Source organism: Limnohabitans sp. JirII-31, from assembly GCF_002778315.1.
In the GTDB taxonomy this organism is placed as follows: Bacteria; Pseudomonadota; Gammaproteobacteria; order Burkholderiales; family Burkholderiaceae_C; genus Limnohabitans.
In genome coordinates, this window is record NZ_NESA01000037.1 from 1 (window position 1) to 960 (window position 960).

Here is a 960-nt window from a genome sequence, read left to right on the forward strand (position 1 = left end):
TGTTGAATTGCATCCAATAGTGAGCCACTAAACCTAGGTATTTGCATCCAAATTTGACCCACGTAGTCAAACTGTCCTGCTCAGCATTGAGCAGGAGACACAGGAGTGATCAACGTGGCGTTATTAAGTGTGATCAGGCGGTGGCACCTGAGAGATGGAATGAGCATCCGGGAAATATCCCGACGAACGGGTTTATCGCGCAACACCGTGCGCAAGTACCTCACCAATGGCGTGGTCGAGCCTAAATATCCGGCTCGCACCGTTGCCAATAAGCTCGATGCCTTCGCCTCTAAGCTGGAGGGCTGGCTCAAGAGCGAGGCCAAGAAGGGCCGCAAACAACGGCGAAACACCCGCCAACTCTTCAATGATCTGGTGGTACTGGGGTTTGAGGGCTCGTATGACCGAGTCGCTGCCTTTGCTCGTAATTGGCGTCAAAACCAACACGAAGCCACCAAGACAACTGGGCGCGGGGCATTTGTGCCTCTCACATTTGCACCTGGCGAGGCCTTCCAGTTCGACTGGAGCGAAGACTGGGCTGTGATTGGCGGTGAACGCACGAAGTTGCAGGTGGCTCAATTCAAGTTGGCGCACAGCCGTGCATTTCTGTTGCGGGCCTACCCACTGCAAACCCACGAAATGCTCTTCGACGCGCATAACCATGCATTCCGGGTGCTTGGTGGTGTACCCCAGAGGGGCATCTTCGACAACATGAAAACGGCAGTCGACAAGATCAAAAAGGGCAAGGCTCGGGACGTGAACATGCGCTTCCAAGTCATGGTCAATCACTTCGTCTTCGAGGCTGAGTTCTGCAACCCAGCATCGGGTTGGGAAAAAGGCCAAATCGAGAAGAACGTTCAAGACTCTAGGCATCGGTTGTGGCAAGTCGCACCCGTATTTGAAAACTTGGATGCTCTCAACGCCTGGCTGGAGAGGCGTTGCATAGAACTCTGGTCTGAGTTG

Annotated in this window: 1 protein-coding gene; it reads left to right on the forward strand. The window is 53.9% G+C overall.

Going from position 1 to position 960, the window contains the following annotated elements; translation table 11 throughout:
* Positions 1–105: 105 nt before the first annotated feature.
* On the forward strand, positions 106–960 hold an 855-nt coding region (istA, locus tag B9Z41_RS16845), incomplete at its 3' end, for an IS21 family transposase (RefSeq protein ID WP_143474229.1).